Annotated in this window: 19 protein-coding genes and 1 pseudogene; 12 read left to right on the top strand and 8 right to left on the bottom strand. The window is 69.2% G+C overall.

Features of this window, described 5'->3' with window-relative positions:
• Window positions 1-33 precede the first annotated feature (33 nt).
• Window positions 34-864, bottom strand: coding sequence for an SAM-dependent methyltransferase (locus ACXC9Q_RS28475; protein WP_457059702.1), 831 nt, complete (start codon window positions 862-864; stop codon window positions 34-36).
• A 162-nt stretch (window positions 865-1026) separates the two neighbouring features.
• Between ACXC9Q_RS28475 and ACXC9Q_RS28470 the strand changes: the two genes are divergently transcribed.
• On the top strand, window positions 1027-1899 hold the full coding sequence (locus tag ACXC9Q_RS28470) for a helix-turn-helix domain-containing protein (protein WP_457059701.1): 873 nt from the start codon (window positions 1027-1029) through the stop codon (window positions 1897-1899).
• Between the two features lie 3 nt (window positions 1900-1902).
• Here the strand turns inward: ACXC9Q_RS28470 and ACXC9Q_RS28465 are convergent, their stop codons facing one another.
• Window positions 1903-2394, bottom strand: a complete 492-nt coding sequence (locus ACXC9Q_RS28465; protein WP_457059700.1) for a winged helix-turn-helix transcriptional regulator — start codon at window positions 2392-2394, stop codon at window positions 1903-1905.
• A 109-nt stretch (window positions 2395-2503) separates the two neighbouring features.
• Here ACXC9Q_RS28465 and ACXC9Q_RS28460 point away from each other — a divergent pair.
• Window positions 2504-2881: pseudogene (locus ACXC9Q_RS28460) on the top strand (GNAT family N-acetyltransferase); the annotation flags it as partial.
• A gap of 81 nt (window positions 2882-2962) precedes the next feature.
• Here ACXC9Q_RS28460 and ACXC9Q_RS28455 read toward each other — a convergent pair.
• A complete protein-coding gene (locus ACXC9Q_RS28455; RefSeq protein WP_457059699.1) occupies window positions 2963-4084 on the bottom strand; it encodes an epoxide hydrolase family protein in 1122 nt (373 codons plus the stop codon).
• A gap of 290 nt (window positions 4085-4374) precedes the next feature.
• Here ACXC9Q_RS28455 and ACXC9Q_RS28450 point away from each other — a divergent pair, with 290 nt between their 5' ends.
• Window positions 4375-4602, top strand: coding sequence for a hypothetical protein (locus ACXC9Q_RS28450; RefSeq protein WP_328523693.1), 228 nt, complete (start codon window positions 4375-4377; stop codon window positions 4600-4602).
• Window positions 4603-4659: 57 nt separating this feature from the next.
• Here the strand turns inward: ACXC9Q_RS28450 and ACXC9Q_RS28445 are convergent, their stop codons facing one another.
• Window positions 4660-5238 (bottom strand): dienelactone hydrolase family protein, encoded by a 579-nt coding sequence (locus ACXC9Q_RS28445; protein WP_457059698.1) that lies wholly within the window; start codon window positions 5236-5238, stop codon window positions 4660-4662.
• Window positions 5239-5296: 58 nt separating this feature from the next.
• On the opposite strand from ACXC9Q_RS28445, the gene ACXC9Q_RS28440 reads away from it, so the two are divergent.
• Window positions 5297-5875, top strand: a complete 579-nt coding sequence (locus ACXC9Q_RS28440; RefSeq protein WP_457059697.1) for an ArsR/SmtB family transcription factor — start codon at window positions 5297-5299, stop codon at window positions 5873-5875.
• Here the strand turns inward: ACXC9Q_RS28440 and ACXC9Q_RS28435 are convergent.
• Window positions 5836-6687: a helix-turn-helix domain-containing protein gene (locus ACXC9Q_RS28435; protein ID WP_457059696.1), complete on the bottom strand. Its 852-nt coding sequence runs from the start codon at window positions 6685-6687 to the stop codon at window positions 5836-5838. The two genes, ACXC9Q_RS28440 and ACXC9Q_RS28435, sit on opposite strands and share 40 nt — an antisense overlap.
• A gap of 69 nt (window positions 6688-6756) precedes the next feature.
• Between ACXC9Q_RS28435 and ACXC9Q_RS28430 the strand changes: the two genes are divergently transcribed.
• The 8 genes from ACXC9Q_RS28430 (at window position 6757) to ACXC9Q_RS28395 (ending at window position 12576) form a co-directional block, all read left to right on the top strand.
• Complete coding sequence (locus tag ACXC9Q_RS28430; protein ID WP_457059695.1) at window positions 6757-7557, top strand: phytanoyl-CoA dioxygenase family protein; 801 nt, start codon at window positions 6757-6759, stop codon at window positions 7555-7557.
• 66 nt (window positions 7558-7623) lie between these two features.
• A complete protein-coding gene (locus tag ACXC9Q_RS28425; protein WP_457059694.1) occupies window positions 7624-8121 on the top strand; it encodes a SigE family RNA polymerase sigma factor in 498 nt (165 codons plus the stop codon).
• Window positions 8118-8780, top strand: a complete 663-nt coding sequence (locus ACXC9Q_RS28420; protein WP_457059693.1) for a hypothetical protein — start codon at window positions 8118-8120, stop codon at window positions 8778-8780. The genes ACXC9Q_RS28425 and ACXC9Q_RS28420 overlap by 4 nt, the downstream gene beginning before the upstream one ends.
• Window positions 8781-8813: 33 nt before the next feature.
• On the top strand, window positions 8814-9293 hold the full coding sequence (locus ACXC9Q_RS28415) for a TIGR03618 family F420-dependent PPOX class oxidoreductase (protein ID WP_457059692.1): 480 nt from the start codon (window positions 8814-8816) through the stop codon (window positions 9291-9293).
• Window positions 9290-9967, top strand: coding sequence for a DsbA family oxidoreductase (locus ACXC9Q_RS28410; protein ID WP_457059691.1), 678 nt, complete (start codon window positions 9290-9292; stop codon window positions 9965-9967). Before ACXC9Q_RS28415 ends, ACXC9Q_RS28410 begins: the two co-directional genes overlap by 4 nt.
• Window positions 9964-10671, top strand: coding sequence for an MBL fold metallo-hydrolase (locus ACXC9Q_RS28405; RefSeq protein ID WP_457059690.1), 708 nt, complete (start codon window positions 9964-9966; stop codon window positions 10669-10671). Before ACXC9Q_RS28410 ends, ACXC9Q_RS28405 begins: the two co-directional genes overlap by 4 nt.
• 34 nt (window positions 10672-10705) lie before the next feature.
• Window positions 10706-11632 carry an aldo/keto reductase gene (locus ACXC9Q_RS28400; RefSeq protein WP_457059689.1) on the top strand — a complete coding sequence of 309 codons (927 nt, stop codon included), beginning with the start codon at window positions 10706-10708 and terminating at the stop codon, window positions 11630-11632.
• A gap of 53 nt (window positions 11633-11685) precedes the next feature.
• A complete protein-coding gene (locus ACXC9Q_RS28395) occupies window positions 11686-12576 on the top strand; it encodes a hypothetical protein (protein ID WP_457059688.1) in 891 nt (296 codons plus the stop codon).
• Between the two features lie 106 nt (window positions 12577-12682).
• Here ACXC9Q_RS28395 and ACXC9Q_RS28390 read toward each other — a convergent pair whose 3' ends face one another.
• The 3 genes from ACXC9Q_RS28390 to ACXC9Q_RS28380 form a co-directional block, all read right to left on the bottom strand.
• Window positions 12683-13837, bottom strand: a complete 1155-nt coding sequence (locus tag ACXC9Q_RS28390; protein ID WP_457059687.1) for an NAD(P)/FAD-dependent oxidoreductase — start codon at window positions 13835-13837, stop codon at window positions 12683-12685.
• A 68-nt stretch (window positions 13838-13905) separates the two neighbouring features.
• On the bottom strand, window positions 13906-14778 hold the full coding sequence (gene sigJ, locus ACXC9Q_RS28385; RefSeq protein ID WP_457059686.1) for an RNA polymerase sigma factor SigJ: 873 nt from the start codon (window positions 14776-14778) through the stop codon (window positions 13906-13908).
• 133 nt (window positions 14779-14911) lie between these two features.
• Window positions 14912-15184 (bottom strand): GlsB/YeaQ/YmgE family stress response membrane protein, encoded by a 273-nt coding sequence (locus tag ACXC9Q_RS28380; RefSeq protein ID WP_457059685.1) that lies wholly within the window; start codon window positions 15182-15184, stop codon window positions 14912-14914.
• Between the last annotated feature and the right edge of the window lie 64 nt (window positions 15185-15248).

Here is a 15248-nt window from a genome sequence, read left to right as displayed (position 1 = left end):
AGTGGTCCCGGGCGCCCCGTCGTACCGGACCGGTCAGAGTTTGCGGCCGACTCCGCCGGCGATGCACTCCTCGACCTGGTTGAGCGGCTTGACCCGCGGGCCGTCCGGCCACCAGTCGTCGCACAGAACCAGACCCGGCGGGACCAGCTCCTGGTCGGGGAACAACTCGAGCAGTTGCTTGCGGGTGCGGAAGACGCCGCTCTTCATCGGGCTGTGGACGAACTTCTCCTCCATCATCCGCGCGACCTGCGAGTGCTCCGGCGTCTCCGGGTCGAAGAAGTGCGCGATCACCGTGTACGACCCCGGGACGATCGCGTCGACGTACTTCTGCATGATCTGCGGGCCGTCGTCGCCGACGTAGTGGTGCAGCGTGCCGTTCTGGATCACGGCGATCGGCTGGCTGAAGTCGAGGAAGTCGTTCACCTCGGACAGGCTCAGCACGTCGTCGGGGTCGAAGATGTCGGCGCTGACGAACCGGGTGTTCTCGTTCTCCTCGAGCAGCGCGCGGCCGTGCGCGAGCACCACCGGGTCGTTGTCGATGTAGAGAACCTTCGCCTCCGGCAGCAGCCGCTGCACCACCTGGTGGGTGTTCTCCGCCGTCGGCAGGCCGGAGCCGCAGTCCAGGTACTGCGTGATGCTCGCCTGGCTGGCCAGGAACCGGCAGGCCCGGATCAGGAAGTTCCGATTCGACCAGGCCAGGTCGTTGACCTGGGGCGCGACCGTGGCGACCTGGCGGAGCACTTCGCGGTCGATCTCGAAGTTGTCCTTGCCGTTCAGCGCGGCGTCGTACACCCGGGCGATACTGGCGCGGGTGGTGTCGACGCCCACTGGGATCGAGCTGGGTGCCTTGGTGGCATCGGGCATCAGTGGGGCCTCGCAGATGATCGGGATGTCTGTAGTTCCGACTCTACTGACAGTAGGGTCGCGTGAACACATGGTGTAAGCGCGCCGGGCTGGACGAAATCACAATCTGTTGTGAAATGATCTACTGCTTGTACCGGGACACAGGCTGCTGGGAGGCGAGGCGTGACGGAACCGGGCGCGTACGGCGGTCCGACCGCCCTGCGCATCATGCTCGGCGTACACCTGCGCCGCCTGCGCGAGGAAGCCGGGATCACCCGGACCGACGCGGGCTGGGCGATCCGTGGCTCGGAGTCGAAGATCAGCCGGCTCGAGCTCGGCCGGGTCGGGTTCAAGGTCCGCGACGTCGACGACCTGCTCACGCTCTACAAGCTGAAGGACGGCGAGGAGCGCGACCGGCTGCTCAACCTGGCCCGCGAGGCGAACAACCCAGGCTGGTGGCAACGGTACGACGACCTGACGCCGAACTGGTTCCACTCCTACCTCGGCCTGGAGATGGCCGCGGACCTGATCCGAACGTTCGAACTCCAGTTCATCCCCGGCCTGCTGCAGACGCCCGATTACGCCCGGGCCGTGGTCCAGCTCGGCCGGCAGGACAAGCCGTTGTCGCGCTCGGAGCAGGAGCGCCTCGTCACGTTGCGGATGAGCCGCCAGGAAGTGCTCACCCGGCAACGGCCGGCCCGGCTGTGGGCCGTCGTCGACGAGGCCGTACTCCGCCGGCCGATCGGCAGCAAGGCAGTGCTCAAAGGCCAGCTGGAGTTCCTGATCGAGGCCTCCCGGCGGCACAACGTCACGCTGCAGATCATCCCGTTCGACAAGGGCGGTTACACCGCGACCGGCGGCGCGTTCACGCTGCTGCGGTACAACGACAGCGATCTGCCGGACATCGTCTACATCGAACACTTGACCAGCGCCGTCTACCTCGACAAGCGCGAGGAACTCGACGCGTACGTCGTCACCATGGACGCGCTGTCCATCACAGCCGCCCAGCCCCGCCAGACCGAGCGCATACTCCGCGAGGCGATCGCCGTCCTGTAGTCCCTATCCGGCCAGTGCGCGGAGCTGCGCTCCCGGTCCGGGACGGAGCGCGACTTCGCGCGGTGCCGGCTCGTGGCCGGCCTCGCAGCGGAGTACGACGCTCACGTGTTCACCGCAGTCGCCGCGGTGGCGGGGCTCGATCGGTGGACCGCCGTCGATCGAGAGGTACTGATCGCCCCACTGGATCATCGCGACCAGCACCGGATAGAGGTCCAGTCCGGCCTGGGTGAGACGGTACTCGTACCGCTCCCGCTGGCCGGGCAGGCGATAGGGCTGGCGGCGGATCAGGCCGCGCTCGATCAGCGCCGCGAGCCGATCGGTCAGCACCTGGCGCGGGATCCCGGCCCGGGCCCGGATGTCCTCGAACCGCCGGACTCCGACGAACAACTCGCGGAGCACGTGAAAGGTCCACTTGTCGCCGAGGATCTCCATCGTCCGGGAGATCGTGCAGTTCTCGGTCGACCAGCGCATCGCCTCGGGCACCTGGTCAGTCATGGGACGATGATAAGTCCGCTTGACAGACTCAGCCAAGTCCGGTCAGGCTGAATCCGTGAACCAGACTCAGAGGACCGACCGGACCCGCGATCCGCGGCCGGCGACGGCGATGCGGACGCCGATCGTCCGCCGGGCCGGTGAACCGGACACGGACGAGCTGTCACGGATGCTGATCGGAATGACGGACCTCAGCCTCTACTTCCGCTTCCAGACCGCGATCGGCCGGCCACCCCGGCCCGCGCTCCTGCTCCGGATGCTGTGCCCGACCGGCGCCGCGTTCGTCGCCACCCGCGACACCACGATCGTCGGCCACGCGATGTGGGCCTGGGCGCCCGGTGAGGCCACTGCCGAACTGGCCGCGATCATCGCCGAGGCCGACCAGAACCGCGGACTGGGGATCCGGATGCTGTCGATCGCGGCCGCGGACGCCATCGCGGCCGGCGCGCGGCACTTCCTGTTCGTCGTTGGCGCGGCCAACGACCGGACCCTCCGGATGGTCCGCCGCCGCTGGCCCGAGGCAACCGCGGAGCGCGACGGGACGCTCGTCAACTTCGTTGCCCCGGCCCGCCTACCGGACCAGCCGGAAGAACGCACGGATGTCGTCGACGAGAAGGTCCGGCGCCTCGAGCGCGGCGAAATGCCCGCCCCGGGCGAACTCCGACCAGTGCACGATCCGGTGCCGGCGATCTAGCACCCGGCGGATCGCGGGATCCGTCGGGACCGCCACCCCGGTCGGCACACCCGGCTTGACGTCGTCGGCCGCGGCGCGATTCTCGTAGTACAGGTTGGCCGATGACGCGCTCGTGTTGGTGAACCAGTAGATGGACACATCCGTCAGCAGATGGTCCAGCTCGACCGCGTCCTCGGGCAGCGCGTGCGCCGGATCCGTCCACTCCCAGAACTTCTCGACGATCCAGGCCAACTGCCCGACCGGCGAATCACTCAACCCGAACGACACCGTCTGCGGCCGGGTGCCTTGCAACTCCGCGTATCCCGTCCCGACCGCACGCAGCTGCTCGGCCGCCGCCAGCCGCGCGTGCTCGGCATCGTTCAACTGGTCGACATCACCAGGCTCGAGCGCCGGATAGGCCAGTCCCCCGTTGATATGCACGCCGACCACGTGCGTTGGATCGACCTGGCCGACCAGCGGTGACACGACCGACCCGGTGTCCCCACCTTGCGCGCCGTACCGCTCGTACCCCAGGCGCGCCATCAGCTCGGCCCACGCCCGCGCGATCCGGTCGTGATTCCAGCCTGCCGACTCGAGTGGTACCGAGAACCCGTGCCCCGGCACGGACGGCGCCACGATGTGGAAGGCATCCCGCGGATCCCCGCCGTACGACGCCGGATCGGTGAGCTGGCCGAGGATCGGCAGAAACTCCGCGATCGAACCCGGCCAGCCATGGGTGAGAATCAACGGGAACGCATCGGGCTGCGGCGACCGCACGTGCAGGAAGTGAATCGTCTGCCCGTCGATCCGCGTCGTGTACTGCGGATACGCGTTCAGCCGCGCCTCCCACCGCCGCCAGTCGTACTCCGTCCACCGCTCCACGACCTGGCGGAGATAGTCGACCGGCACTCCGCGCTCCCACCTGCCCCCAGGTAGTTGCCCCGGCCAACGAATCCGTCCCAGCCGCTCGGCCAGATCCACCAGGGCTTCGTCCGGCACCTCGATCCTGAACTCCCGCATGCACCGAACCTACGCAAAGCCCCGGCCGCACCCGGCGGTTGTCCAGAACATGATCCTCGTGACGGGCGCACCCGGGACGTCGGCCGAGCTGTGACGACCCAGACCGGTTTTCTGCGGCGTCCTGATGATCGGCGCCGGGGCCGCTCTGACCGCCCTCGCGATCGCGTCCTTCATCCCCGACCCGCTTCACCGGTCCAGACCGGTGAAGCGGCGCCCACACGGACCGCCGACGCGAGAGTTTCCTGATCGTGAAGATTCTCCGCGGCCGGGTGGCGCATACTGAAGGTGCTATGGATTCCTTCCGCGCGACGACGCGTCGTCACCTGTCCACGAGCCCGTTCAAACCCCGCGTGCCCGACCCGGTCAAGGTTTTCGAGGTCGGCCAGCGAGTGTCCCACGACAAGGAAGGCCTGGGCCGGATCACCTCGGTCGACGGCGGCTACGCGGTAGTCGTCGACTTCGGTGCCGGGAAGCTCATGCGCATCCTCGCCCCGTTCCCCAAACTCCACGCCCTCTGAGGAACCCGGCCGCCCACACCGTCACGGTGTGGGCGGTTGCTGTCTGTCAGGCAGTCGTCAGCGAATCGGGTCGAGGAACGCGAGCGTCCGGCTGGTCAGCAGCTTCGCCGCGGCCTCGTCGTACCCGGACAGTGACGAGTCGGCGAACAGGTGCTCCTTGCCGGGGTAGAGGAACAACTCGGCCTCGTCGGTGGCCGCGACCAGGGCACGGGCGGCGTCCAGGTCACCGCCTTCTTCGGTGAAGAACGGATCCTCGTCCATGCCGTGCACCTGGACCGGAACGCCCGCCGGCCAGGAACCGAACTCCTCCACCGGCAGGCACGAGTAGAAGAACAGCGCTCCGGTCGCCCCGGGGCGGGTCTGCGCAAGCTGCTGGGCCGGCATGACGCCGAGGGAGAAGCCGGCGTAGACGAGCCGGTTGCCGAGGCCCTGGGCGGCCTGGACGCCGCGCTCCTTGACGACCCCGAACCCGGTCGTCCTCGCATACTCCAGCCCTTCGTCGAGCGTCGCATACGTATGACCCTCGTACATGTCTGGCAGGTGGACGGTGTGACCCGCCTGGCGCAGTTCCTCGGCGAACGACTTCACCCCGTCGGTGAGCCCCTGCGCGTGGTGGTACAGCACGACCTCGGCCATCGTCAGCTCCAATGATCCAAATATCTCGAACAATCCGTGATGCTAGTCTATTCGGATCATGCCGATCAACAGCCCGGTGCCGGATTACGAGCTGGCAGACACCATCGAGCTGACCACCGCGGAGCAGGTGCGCGCGATCAGCGACCCGTTGCGGACGACGATCCTCGGCCTGCTGCACGAGCGCGCCGCCACCGTGACCGAGCTGGCCACCGCGGTCAAACGCCCGAAGAGCACGGTCGCGCACCACGTGAAGGTGCTGACCGACGCCGGGATCCTGCGCGTCGTCCGGACCCGCCGCGTCCGGGCGATCGAGGAGCGGTTCTACGGCCGGGCCGCGCGGATGTTCTACATCGGTCTCGGCCGCCAGGGCGGGGAACTGCCGCACGACTTCAACGACTTCGAGGTCGCGGCCGAGGAGTCCAAACCGGCGTACGACGCGGGCCAGATGTACTCGTTCATCCGGCACGCACGGATCCCGGCGGAGCGGGCCGCCGAGTTCTGGCACGAGGTCGACCGCCTGATCCACGACTTCGACAAGCTGCCGCGATCCGGCGACACGACGTACGGCTTCACCGTTGGCCTCTACCCGATCCTCGACTACCCGACCCTGCCCCCGGCCGCGGACGAGGAGCGGTAGCCGGTCGGCGTGACGCCGGCCAGTTGACGGAAGACCCGGGCGAAGTGCTGGCTGGAGCTGAAACCCAGGCTGAGGGCGAGCGCTGTGATGGTCACATCGCTGGTTTCGAGGAGTTGCCTGGCGCGGTCGATCCGGCGCTCGTTGAGGTAACGATGCGGCGGCTGACCGAGCTGGTCGACGAACAGTTCGGCCAGGTACGACGGCGCGAGGCCGACGCGATCCGCCAACTGCCGCAGCGTCCACCGCTCGTGGAACTCCTGATCCAGTAGCCGTTTGACGGTCCGCACCGACGGATGCATCGCGAGCTGCGGCACGGCGGTCGGCGTCATCGACCGAGCGACCGCAAGCACGAGGTGGTCGACCGCGAGAGCCAGGCCGGCGTCGGCGTACTCGTACCGTGTGGTGAGCTCGCGGACCAGTTGCGCGAAGGCGTACGCGAGCTCTCCCGCCTCCCGGTGCACCACGGTCTTCGGCCACGAGATCGCCAGCGCCGGTTGGCGTCGTACGACGGGTTCGAGGTCGATGGCGGCGAAGTAGAAGTGGTGGTTGCCGGAGCGCCCGGCCAGGTGATGCTCGAGGTTGGGCGGTACGGCGAACAGGTGGCCGGGCTGGAGGACATAGCTCTCGGCGCCGGCTACCCAGTGTGTGATGCCGTGCAGTTGCAGATAGATCTCCCAGACCGGATGGTCGTGCGGCTCGATCAGGAACTGTTCGGGGACCCACTGCTCACCGGCGTGCACGAGGCCGCTGACCGGGTCCTGCACGTCGGCGTGGAAGCCGGCGCGCAGGCCGCTCGGCCGGGACAAGGACACCTGAAGATTGTGTCCAGTCGCCTGAACAACGGCAACGCTTCCAGCCGGCCGGTTATCTACGGTTCTCGCATGCTTCCAGGACCCGAAGACATCGCTTTCTGCCGTGACCACGGCTACTGGATCTCGCCGGTGATCGTGCCGCCCGAGGTGCTCGACGCGGCCGAGCGCGGGATGGAGCGCTTCTACGCCGGCGACCACGACCACGCCCTTCCGGACCTGCCGGCGACTCGTGGCTGGCAGCCGTCCGACGGCGACGTACTAAGGAAGAACGACTACGCCTCGCTCCGGGTGGACGAGCTGGCCGCGCTGGTCCGGCACCCCGCGATCGGCGCGACCGCGGCCGCGTTGTCCGGTGCGGACGGGATCCGGCTGTGGCACGACCAGCTATTGCGGAAGCCGGTCGGCGGCTCGGCCCGCGTGGGGTGGCACACCGATCGGCAGTACTGGCAGTCCTGTACGTCGGACGACATGCTCACCGCGTGGGTCGGTTTCCACGACGTGGACGAGGTCAACGGCGCCGTTTCGTTCCTGCCCGGCAGTCACCGCTGGGACATCACCGGCCTGGACTTCTTCTCCCAGGACGCGGCCGCCCTCGAGGCATCGATCGTTGCCCAGAGCTTCGACCCGACCCCCGTCGTACCCCGGATGCGCCGCGGCCAGGTCAGCTTCCACCACTGCCGCACCGTCCACGGCAGCTCGGCCAACCGAGGTACGGCGCCGCGCCGCTCACTCGCCATCCACCTCCAGCCCACCGACAACCACTGGCGCCCCGGCTCCACCCACCCGAACGACACCCTCGTCCGCCACAACCCCGACCCCGACTACACCGATCCGGCCATCCAGCCCGTGCTGTGGGCCAATGGAAACTGACCCCCAACGTCCGGCGGTCCTGGTTCGTCTAGGTGGGTGACAGGGAATCCAACAGGACTGGGGCCGATGGCTGACTGGGAACACGTCTTCAGGGAACTGCTGGCGGCGCGCGGGGCGTCACTCCGCGCGTACGCCTATCTGCTGACGGGTGAGCCCGCCGCCGCTGCCGATCTGGTGCAGGATGCGCTGCTGCGGGTCTTCTGTCGGCTTCGGGTCGGCGACGACATCGCAGAGCTCGAGGGGTACGTCCGGCGCGCGATGCTCAACCAGTTCGTCGACGGCCGTCGCCGCGCCCGGCTGTGGCGCGCCAACCGCCATCTCCTGGTCGATCCCGTCGTCCACCACGACGACGACCACGCACTCGCGGACGAGGTCCGGCAAGCCTTGGCAGCGCTGTCGCCCAAGCAGCGTGCGAGTGTGGTCCTGCGGTACTACGAAGACCTCTCCGTGCTGGAGATCGCGGATCAGCTCGGATGTGCCGAGGGCACGGTGAAGCGCCATCTGGCCGACGCCCGGACGAAACTCGCGACCCAGCTCGCCATTCCCGAGGAGACGAAGAAATGACCTCCGACGACCTGCGTCACCTCGTCCGGACCATGGCGGCCGAAGCCACCGGCACGGTCAGGGTCGACGAGAACCGTCTGGTGCCCCGGATCCGGCGCCACCGCCGGCGGCGTCTCGCGATCACCGGGCTCGCGGGCGTGGTGACGACTGCTGCGATCGCCGTGGGTGCGTACGCCGTACTGCCCGGTCCTGAGACCACGGGCACGGTGGCAACCCAGGAGCAGACGCCGACACCGAGCCTGCCGACGAAGCCCGGACCGACCACCGGGAACGACCTGCCCAAGTGCGGATCGATCGCGGACCCGCGCTTCCCGCCCACCCTGCCGTCGGGGATGGAGGGGCTGCACCTGAGCGAACTGACGTTCACCAAGAGCCCGACCGGCTGGACCGGGAGCTTCCGGATCGAGGCCCCCACGGATCCGCGCCGTCTCGAGGGAATCGCCGAGACGACGGAGTTCGTGGTGCGGCAGCAGCGCCGCATGGTCGGCCAGGCGGTACTGACCGCCACCGCGGAGCCGCGGTCGACAAGACCGGGCGTCCGGGTTCACGTCGACCTGCGGGGCTGCGCCGGCCCGGTGCCGGCCGGAACCATCGTCCTGTACGGACAACTGGTGCCCGGGAAGCACCCGCTCACCATCTTCCCGATCCACCTGCCTTGATCAAACGGACCACGGTCCGTTAATGTCGTCGGCATGGATGTGCGCCGAGGACTCGATCTTGTCTCCCAGCTCGGCCGGCAGGATCACTGGCTGGCCGTGCTCGTTACCCGTCGCCGCTCTGGTGAGCCGGCCACCTCGGTGGTGAACGCCGGAGTGCTGGAGCATCCGCTCACCGGCGAGCAGGTGGTCGCGTTCGTCGCGCGCGGACGGACGGCGAAGCTCGCCAATCTGCGCCGCGATCCCCAAGCCACGTTGGTGTTTCGCGCGGGCTGGGAGTGGGTCGGGGTCAGTGGACCGGTCGAGCTCGCCGGACCGGACGACGCGCTACCCGGCATCGACGCGGAGCAGTTGCGGTTGTTGTTGCGCGACATCTACCACGCCGCCGGCGGCAACCACCCGGATCTCGACGAATACGACCGCGCCATGGCGGCAGATCGCCGTACGGCGGTTCTGCTCAGGCCGGAGCGGTTCACCAGCAACCCGGCGGGCGCCGATCACGAGGAGGACGAATGACCGCGACGACCGCCGCACCGGGGACGATCCAGGTCTGGTCGGATCTGCTCTGCCCGTTCGCCCATGTCGCGATTCACCGGCTTCGGGCGGCGCGGGCGCGGCTCGGGCTCGATGACCAGGTGCGGCTCGACCATCACACGTTCGCGCTGGAACTGTTCAACGGGCCGCATTCCCGGCCGGGCACCGACAGCGAGGCGGTCGGTCTTGGCCAGTTGGAGCCGGATGCAGGGTTCCGGCTGTGGACGAAGCCGGACTGGACGTATCCCTCGACAGTGCTGCTCGCGGCCGAGGCCGTGCACGCGGCCAAGGCGCAGGGGCTGCGGCAATCGGAGGATCTCGATCACGCGCTGCGCCGGGCGTTCTGGCTGGAGTCCCGGTCGATCGGGCATCGCCAGGTCATCCTCGACGTCGCCGCCGAGGTGGACACGGTCGACGATGCTGCGCTGGGCGCGGCTCTGGACGACGGCCGGGCCCGGTCAACGGTCATGGCCGACCACGCGGTCGCCGTGACGGACGCCGTACAAGGAAGTCCGCACCTGTTCCTGCCGGACGGGAGCGGTGTCCACAACCCTGGCATCACGGTGCATTGGGTCGGGCCGTGGGCGTCCGGCTATCCCGTTGCCCAGGACAACGATCCCGGCTGGGCCGACCGGCTGCTGAAGCAGGTTGCGTGATCGACGAGGCCAACGGGGTGGAGCTTCGGCGCATCGTGGTGGGCTACCTGGACACCAATTGCTGGGTGGTGAGACCACTCGGCGGCCGCGAGGCGCTGATCGTCGATCCCGGTGACGAACCGCGCCGGATCGCCGAGGCGGTGTCCGATCTCGACGTGACCGGCATCGTCATCACCCATGCCCACGCCGACCACGTCCTCGCCGTCGCCGCGCTGGCCGCGGAGTTCGGCGTACCGATCATCGGTCACCCAGATGAGGCCCGGGTCTGGGCGGCCGAGCTCGACTACCTCGCCGAGCACGGCCACCTGGACGCCGGCACCGCGACACCCGACTTCGTTGCCAGCGGCAACCTCCCGCGACCGTCCCCGGACCTGCCACTCTGGGACGGTCAGCTGGATCACTACAGCAGCCGGCTCTCCGTGGGTTCCCTGACGGTCGAACTGCTGTCCACTCCCGGCCACACCCCGGGGAGCCTCTGTCTCAGCCTTCCCGGTCACCTGCTCAGCGGAGACACCCTGTTCCCCGGCGGTCCCGGCCTGACCGATCCCCAATGGCCACTCTCCGACTTCACTGCGATCATCGCGTCGGTCCAGCGCCTGCTCGAGCTGCCGCCTGACACCGTGGTCCATCCCGGCCACGGCTCCGACACCACCGTCGCCGCCGAACGTCCCCACCTCGACGCCTGGCGGGCCCGCGGCTGGTAGACAGTCCTGGTATCGATCTCACCAGGAGGCAGTAGTGGAGACCGTCGAGTTGACCGGGGCCGGAATGGTCGTGTCGCGGGTGGTGCTGGGGCTGATGCGGATCAAGAAGCTCAGCGACGGCGAGATCCGCGAGCTCGTCGGCGCGGCGCGGGACGCCGGGGTGACGATGTTCGATCACGCGGACATCTACGGCGGCCCGCACGGCTGCGAGCAGCGGTACGGCGAGGCGCAGCCGGTCCCGAGTTCGGAGCGGGACCAGGTGACGATCCAGTCCAAGGTGGGCATCCGGGCCGGCTTCTTCGACTCGTCCCGCGAGCACATCGTTTCGAGCGTCGAGCAGTCCCTGGCCGCGCTGCGGACCGACTACCTGGACCTGTTGCTGATCCACCGCCCGGACACCCTGGTCGAACCCGACGAGGTGGCCGCCGCGTTCGACGAACTCCACGCCGGCGGCAAGGTCGCGGCGTTCGGCGTCTCGAACCACACGCCCGCGCAGCTGGAGCTGCTGGCCAGGTCGGTCCGGCAACCACTCGTCGTCAACCAGATGCAGTTCAGCGTGGCGAACGCCGCGCTCGTCGCGCAGGGCCTGGCCGCCAACATCACCGGCCTCGACCAGTCGGCCGACCGCGATCTCGGCGTCCTCGACTACAGCCGGCTGAAGGACATCACCATCCAGACCTGGGGATCCCTCCAGAAGCCGCCGCCCGGTGGGGTGTTCCTCGGCGACCGGGAGAACTACCCCGACCTCAACGACGCCCTCGACCAACTCGCCCACGACCACGGCACCACACCCACCGCGATCGCCGTCGCCTGGATCGCCCGCCACCCGGCCCGCATGCAGATCGTCGTCGGCACCACGAACCCCGCCCGCCTCCGCGAAGCCGCCGCGGGTGCGACCGTCGACCTCACTCGCGAGGAGTGGTACCGCTTGTTCACCGCCGCCGGCCACACGCTCCCGTAACCAATCCGCACCGCCGGGCATCTGGTCAAGTGGAGGCCAAGGGATGGTGCGAGATGTTCAAGGCAATCGGAACGGCGGCTCTCATCGTCGCGGGAGCACTGGCACCTGGTACGGCGACAGCCGCGGTGTCGGCGAACTGCTCGGTGGGCGTGGGGTCGGTGACCCCGGCCGGTGACCAGTGGGGTCAAGCGGTGATCTCGACCCGGCCGCCGACAGTCATCCTCAGTCACGTCACGGCGCGCGGCGTCTACGCGCCGGGGCAGGTGAAGGTCAGCAGCTCGATGGCCGAACGGGACGACGGGTTCGGCGGGCTCACCGTCAACGGCTACGTGATCATCGGCGACGCGCTGTACTCGAGCGGCTATCACGCCGTCGACGGCACGATCGACAACCGTGGCCTGAGCCGGATCGGTGGCGGCTGGGGGAACTTCGTCGCAGTGGAGGAGGCGGAGTACCAGGGACCGACCGAGGCCGGCATCTCGCGGGTGTACACCTACGGACTCCGCAGCGACGGCGTGCTGTTCCGCTGGAACACCTTCGGCGGCGTCTGGCGGAGCAAGGCATCCGCTCCGGGCTTCGCCGCGGTGAAGTCGATGGCGCTCATCAGCAAGCCCAAGACCTACGACACGTTCCTCGCCAACACCCGCGGCGGCGCGCTCTACACGATCCACATCCCGACCACCGCTCCAATGAAGCCGATCGTGAAACAGATCCGCGCCGCGACCTGGCAGGGCTTCGAGACCCTGCTCGCCCAGAAGTGCGGCCAGCTCGGCACCGTCCTCCTGGGCATCGACCAGGACACCAACACCGGCTATCTGTACGCCGTCGGTCACGCCACCGGGACGATCACCGTGATCCAGTCCCTCGGCAAGGTCCCCGCCACCTCCGGCGACGACGTCTACTTCCGCGGCAAGGACCCGGGCGCCCCACTGACCGGCGAGTGAGCTCGATGGTGTCGGCGACCGTGGCGAGGTCCTCCTGGGCGATGGCGCTGACGATGAATCAGGTGCGCGCCGCCGCGAGGACTGGCGGCGGCCGCGGAGGCCGGCCTCAGGCGGCAGGCGCGTCCTGCTCCTCGTCGCGAGGGAAGAAGGGCAGCTCGAGGTAGACGCGATCGGCGGCGGCGAGGATCTTCGCGGCGTCGTCGACCGGCGGGTGGATGGCCCGGTTGATGCCCTTCTTGACGGCCCCGGCCTCAGCGCCCGACGCCATCACCCTGCGGTCCCAGCCCCGGGTGAAGACCCCACCGGCACCCCCGAGGTCCAGGCAGGTGACGTACGGACCGGGGGTGAAGTCGCGCAGCGGCACGTTGAGCAGGTCGGCCGCCGCGTTGTACCCGGCGACCTTGCCGAGCGGGGTGGCGTGCTGGCAGGCCTGCATGACCGTGTGCTCGGCGTCGAACGCCGCCGCGGCCGTGTCCCCGGCGACGAACACCTCGGGAAGAGCACGCAGCCGATGGTCCACCGGCACCCGGCCGAGATGGTCGAGCTCGGCCGAGATCTGACGGGTGAGCTCGCTGGCCCGCATCCCCACGGACCAGACGACGGCGTCCGCCTCGACCCGGCTGCCGTCGGACAGTACGGCGTACCCGTCGCCGACCTCGGTCACGGTCGTCCCGAGCCGGCGTTCGACACCCAGTTCGTCGAGCGCGGCCTCGATCACCTCGCGCGGTCCCGGGCCGAGCTGCGCTCCGACGACGTCCGACTGGTCCACCAGCAGCACCCGGCCGCGGGCGGCCAGTTCGGTCGCGGCCTCCAGGCCGACGAACCCGGCGCCGACGACCACGACGGAGTAGTCCTCGCGGTCGCGCAGCCGGCCGGTGAGCCGCCGGGCCCCGTCCAGGGTGTCGATGTCGAAGAGCCGTTCCGCGCCGGGCAGGCCCTCGGGCTGAACGAGCTTGCTGCCCGCCGCCAGCACCAGCCGGTCGTAGCCGATCTCGTTGCCGTCGGCCACCACTACGCGGCGCTCGGTGTCGATCGTGCTGACCGACGCGCGCACGTGCTCGACGCCGATCGGGTCGAGGATCCGGCGGAGTTCCACCGTGGCCAGCTCCGGCTCCGGTTCGTACAGGCGAGGGCGCAGTACCAGCTGCTCGTTCGGCGCGATGAGCGTGATGCGCAGCTCCGCGTCGCCGCGTGCGAGGGCTGCGCCCGCCGCGCTCCACACACCCGCGAAACCGCCCCCGATGATCACAACGTGTGCCACTTTCTCGTCCTCTCCCAGCCTCGCTCCCCCGCGGATCGGGGGTTCGGCAGGGAGACAACACGGCGGCGTCAGATGTGACCGAGGTGAGCCAGCTTGTCGGGATTGACCAGTCGCCGGAACGCCGTGATCCGCCCGCCGGCGAGCTCCACGGTGTCGAGCCAGACGAGCCTGCCGCCGCGGTACGTCGCCAGCGCCGGCTGCCCGTTCACCTCGATGATCCGGGACTCGTCCGGGCGCCTGAGCTCGATCTGCCTGGCCGTCAGCAGCGCGATCGTCTCGGCACCGGTGACCAGCTTCCGTGCGGCGGTCACCTTGCCACCGCCGTCGGCGGTGTAGACGGCCTCGGGGTCGAGCAACGCGACCAGCCCGGCCATGTCGCCGGCGTCGGCCGCTGCCTTGAATGCCTGGAGCACCCGCTCGGTCTCGGCCCTGGACGCCCGGGGCCGCCCCTCGACCGCGGCGACCCGCGCCCGCGCGCGGGAGGCGAGCTTGCGGCTGGCGGCCGGCGTCGAGCCGAGCACCTCGGCGATCCGGCCGAACGGGAAGTCGAACACGTCGTGCAGCACCAGGGCGACACGTTCGGCGGAGGTGAGCGTCTCCATCACCACGAGCATCGCGGTGCTCACCGACTCGTCCGTGAGCACCTGGTCGGCGGCGTCCGGCCCGGTCAGCAGCGGTTCGGGCAACCAGGGTCCGACGTAGGACTCACGCCGTACGCGCGCCGACTTCAGCACGTTGTACGACGTCCGGGCGGCCAGCGTGACCAGCCAGGCCCGCAGGTCGCGCACCTCGGACAGGTCGGCGTCAGCGGCGCGCAACCAGACGTCCTGCGTCACGTCCTCGGCCTCGGTCACGGTGCCGAGAATCCGGTACGCCGCCCCGAAGACCGCCGGCCGATGCGACACCCAGTCCGCCTCCGCCAACGTGCCGGTCAGGTCCACCCTCGACCTCCTGCCCCCCGCTCAGACCAATAGTCAGCCTCCGATTCTAGGCAAGGCCGGCCGGTGGGGCCTTGCGGCCTGACAACGGTCTGCCGGGGTGTCGGCTGACACCCCGGCAGCTTTCCCGTGTGGTTCAGCTCCGCGCGGACGTGTTCCGGCCGGTCAGCGTGGATGCGACGACGACGAGAACGGCCGAGATCGCGATAGCCACGAGCCAGCGCACCCAGTCGACGCCTGGGCTGCCGTTACCACCGAACGCGGTGTAGACGAACCATCCGATGATCACCCCGCCGATCCCGCACAGGATGGTGAGCCAGATCGGGATGTTGTCCTTGTTGCCGGGCGCGACGAACTTTCCGAGCAGGCCGATGATGATGCCCGCGACGATGACTCCGATGATCTCCATGGTTCCGTTCCTCTTGTAGCTCCGGATCGCCGCGGTGATGACCGCAGCGACCATCCAGTGCCCA

Source organism: Kribbella sp. CWNU-51 (assembly GCF_054073265.1).
The sequence above is the reverse complement of the archived record's forward strand: the minus strand, read 5'-3'. Positions and strand labels throughout refer to the sequence as shown.

Bases quoted from the DNA above. Each gene is read 5' to 3' on its own strand.
- ACXC9Q_RS28420 (WP_457059693.1), top strand. From the start codon at position 8,118: ATGACCTCCGACGACCTGCGTCACCTCGTCCGGACCATGGCGGCCGAA.
- ACXC9Q_RS28440 (WP_457059697.1), top strand. From the start codon at position 5,297: ATGCCGATCAACAGCCCGGTGCCGGATTACGAGCTGGCAGACACCATC.
- ACXC9Q_RS28430 (WP_457059695.1), top strand. From the start codon at position 6,757: ATGCTTCCAGGACCCGAAGACATCGCTTTCTGCCGTGACCACGGCTAC.
- ACXC9Q_RS28455 (WP_457059699.1), bottom strand. From the start codon at position 4,084: ATGCGGGAGTTCAGGATCGAGGTGCCGGACGAAGCCCTGGTGGATCTG.
- ACXC9Q_RS28475 (WP_457059702.1), bottom strand. From the start codon at position 864: ATGCCCGATGCCACCAAGGCACCCAGCTCGATCCCAGTGGGCGTCGAC.
- ACXC9Q_RS28380 (WP_457059685.1), bottom strand. From the start codon at position 15,184: ATGGAGATCATCGGAGTCATCGTCGCGGGCATCATCATCGGCCTGCTC.
- ACXC9Q_RS28445 (WP_457059698.1), bottom strand. From the start codon at position 5,238: ATGGCCGAGGTCGTGCTGTACCACCACGCGCAGGGGCTCACCGACGGG.
- ACXC9Q_RS28410 (WP_457059691.1), top strand. From the start codon at position 9,290: ATGACCGCGACGACCGCCGCACCGGGGACGATCCAGGTCTGGTCGGAT.
- ACXC9Q_RS28465 (WP_457059700.1), bottom strand. From the start codon at position 2,394: ATGACTGACCAGGTGCCCGAGGCGATGCGCTGGTCGACCGAGAACTGC.
- ACXC9Q_RS28395 (WP_457059688.1), top strand. From the start codon at position 11,686: ATGTTCAAGGCAATCGGAACGGCGGCTCTCATCGTCGCGGGAGCACTG.
- ACXC9Q_RS28450 (WP_328523693.1), top strand. From the start codon at position 4,375: ATGGATTCCTTCCGCGCGACGACGCGTCGTCACCTGTCCACGAGCCCG.
- ACXC9Q_RS28425 (WP_457059694.1), top strand. From the start codon at position 7,624: ATGGCTGACTGGGAACACGTCTTCAGGGAACTGCTGGCGGCGCGCGGG.
- ACXC9Q_RS28415 (WP_457059692.1), top strand. From the start codon at position 8,814: ATGGATGTGCGCCGAGGACTCGATCTTGTCTCCCAGCTCGGCCGGCAG.